At 61.2% G+C, this 2,933-nt stretch carries 3 protein-coding genes; all 3 read right to left on the minus strand.

Features of this window, described 5'->3' with window-relative positions:
- Nucleotides 1-26 precede the first annotated feature (26 nt).
- The 3 genes from tnpC to tnpA all read right to left on the minus strand — a co-directional run bounded on the left by tnpC (nt 27) and on the right by tnpA (nt 2,851).
- Nucleotides 27-1,556 carry an IS66 family transposase gene (gene tnpC, locus ABIA96_RS36455; protein ID WP_354141707.1) on the minus strand — a complete coding sequence of 510 codons (1,530 nt, stop codon included), beginning with the start codon at nt 1,554-1,556 and terminating at the stop codon, nt 27-29.
- 69 nt (nt 1,557-1,625) lie between these two features.
- Nucleotides 1,626-1,976 (minus strand): IS66 family insertion sequence element accessory protein TnpB, encoded by a 351-nt coding sequence (gene tnpB / locus ABIA96_RS36460; protein WP_456683299.1) that lies wholly within the window; start codon nt 1,974-1,976, stop codon nt 1,626-1,628.
- On the minus strand, nt 1,976-2,851 hold the full coding sequence (gene tnpA / locus ABIA96_RS36465; protein ID WP_354141708.1) for an IS66 family insertion sequence element accessory protein TnpA: 876 nt from the start codon (nt 2,849-2,851) through the stop codon (nt 1,976-1,978). The genes tnpB and tnpA overlap by 1 nt, the downstream gene beginning before the upstream one ends.
- Nucleotides 2,852-2,933: the final 82 nt, after the last annotated feature.

A 2,933-nucleotide genomic window follows, 5' to 3' on the forward strand; every position in this document is an offset into this window, starting at 1 on the left:
GTATGCGTCCGGTTCTTGCACGTCAGTCAGGCCTTGACATGAATCTCTGGTTTCCAAACCCACGGCAGCAGTTCGTCGAGACGCTTGATCGGATGTCCGTCGACCATGCGTGTGAGTACGTCAGTGAGATAAGCGTAGGGTTCGACGCCGTTGAGTTTGCAGGTTTCGATCAGCGAGCAGACGACTGCCCAACGATTCCCTCCGCCGTCGCTGCCGGCGAAGAGATGGTTCTTCCGGCCGAGCGCCACCGGGCGGATTGCCCGTTCGACCGGATTGGTGTCCAGTTCAACGCGGCCATCGAGCAAGAAGCGCGTCAGACCTTCCCAACGGGAGAGCGCGTACCGGATCGCTTCCGCAAGCGTGCTGCTGCCGGGCACGCGTGCAAGCTGCGCCTCAAACCAGGTTTGCAGGGCCTGCACGGCCGGCTTCGAGAAGGACCGCCGCTCAGCGAGCCGATGGGCAGACGACTGCCCACGGACGCGGGCTTCAATTGCATAGAGTTCACTTATCCGGCGCAAGGCTTCCGTCGCAATGGGCGAACCGGTGGCCTCGGCAACTTCGTAGAACTTGCGTCTTGTATGGGCCCAACATGCCGCGAGCATGACTTCGCCGTTGCCGGTCAGCTGCTCGAAGCCCGCATAGCCATCGACATGCAGGACACCTTTGAAGCGCGCCAGGTGCGATACCGGACGTTCGGCCTTTCGGTCGGGTGCGAACAAATAGACGGCTGCCGGCGGTTCTGGTCCGCTCCAGGGCCGCTGCTCGCGGACGTAGACCCACAGGCGTCCGGTCTTGGTGCGTCCTCTTCCCGGATCGAGCACCGGGATCGGCGTATCGTCGGCGAACAGATGGTCGGAGGCAAACACGTTCTTGCACAATCGCTCGTGCAGCGCCTCGAGCCACCAGCATGCGCCGCCGACCCATCCAGCCAGCGTCGAACGGCCGAGATCGACGCCATGCCGGGCGAAGATTTGCGACTGCCGATAAAGCGGCGTGTGATCGCAATACTTGCCGACCAGCACGTGGGCGAGCAGATTCGGAGTTGCCAATCCACCGGCGATCGGCCGCTCTGGCGCAGGCACCTGGGCAACCTTACCGCAGGCCCGGCAGCCGTATTTAGGGCGCGTGATGCGTATCACGCGAAGCTGCGCCGGCACCCAGTCCAGCATCTCGCTGACGCTCTCGCCGATAGCATGCAGCGCGCCACCGCAGCAGCTGCAAGCCTCACCATCGACGTCAAGCAGAATGTCCTCGCGCGGCAGGTGGTCGGGAAGCGCCTTGCGCCGCGATGGTGCCTCGGGCGGCTCCGTTACAATGGCCGGCCGGCTTTCCTTAATGCGGCCGATATCGCTGTCGATATCTTCCAGAGTGAGCGCAAGCTGGTCGGGATCAAGGCGTTCGGAGCGACGCCCGAACTGCGCGCGCTGAAGCTGCTTGATGATTGCCTGAAGACGCTCGATCTCGCTGTCTCGATGCTCAATTGTCGCGGCGATGTCGCGCACCAAGAGATGCAGAAGTGTCGTATCAGACGGCAGATTGCTGAGATCAAGCTGCATGTCCGATTCTACTCGAACACGCTGATTCGAAGAAGTAAGTTCGCTTTATTCTATGCGGGTTTCTGCGATTCAACCCGCGACGGCGGGGCGCCATCGACGCTCGGGTGTGCGCCAATCGATGCCTTCGATCAGCATCGCAAGTTGCGCTGGAGACAGCGTCACGGTGCCACCTGGATCGCTCATTCTAGGCCAGATGAAGCCACCTTGATCGATGCGCTTGGTGAACAGGCAGAGTCCGTTGCCGTCCCAGAACAGGATCTTCAATCTGCTCGCATTCCTGCCGCGGAAGGCAAACAGGTGGCCGGAGAACGGATCCTTCTTGAGGTGTTCCTGAACCAGCGTAGCGAGCCCGTCGAGGCCCTTGCGCATGTCGGTATATCCCAAAGCCAGATGCACCTTCACCCCGGCCGGCACGATCATCATCGTGCTATCTCCTGCTCGTTGACGTGTCGACGGACTGCATCCGGATCGCTGCCCATCGGTGCAAAGACACGTCGCCCGTCGTCCAACTGGACAACCGTCATACCGTCGGGTGGCTGCAACAGATCGTTCAGGACGAGCGTTCCCGGGTGCGCTCCGGTCACTTGCACGGCCACCAACTTCGCCCGCGCTCGCTTGCCGAACCCGAACTGTACCCGCCACCGGAACAGCATGCTGCTGACGATGCCGTGGCGCCGGCAAACCTCGGCGGCGGTGGCGCCGGGGTGTTCGGACTCGCGCACGATCTCCAGCTTTTCCTCGTCACTAAAGCGACGTCGATTGGCAAATCCATCGCTCGGCGGATCACCTGTCGGCGCATCTGTCAAGCGCGTTTCGGCGACGGACTCCTTAGCAGCGCTGCTAGCACCAGTGCTTATTAGCGGACGGGCACTCGGATGAAGGTGAGTACGCCAGTCGATTTCCACTTCATTGGTGTCGATCAGATCGCGCCACCGCCTCAGGCTGTGCTGCGATATGCCATGTGCCCGGGCATAGGCTTGCATGCTCAGTCCGCACCACCTCATCGCTTCAACGTGCATTGTCCAGAATGCTTGGACGGCTCTGCAGCGTTGGTCCTTCGACACTGGACTTCGATTCTTGCGGAGCCGCTCCCGACGTTCCTCGCGACGCAATTCCGCGCGTACTTTCAGCGTTTCGGCGTCAATCAGATGCCGCAGCCAGCGATCGAATGTGCCGCCACTGAGACGATGCTGACGACAATATTTGCGCTTGCTGAGTCCGCTTCGCCGCCACGCCTCAACGTGTACCGACCAAAAAGAGCGACGCGCTTCGTTCTTGAAATATTCCGTACCCACCGGAGATCCTCCAATGCAGCAAGGAACCCGATATGGAACGACTACGCACTCTCGGAAAGTCGTGCAGGATTCGGACGCTTAC

It is taken from the genome of Bradyrhizobium sp. LB11.1 (assembly GCF_040549385.1).
Classification (GTDB): domain Bacteria; phylum Pseudomonadota; class Alphaproteobacteria; order Rhizobiales; family Xanthobacteraceae; genus Bradyrhizobium.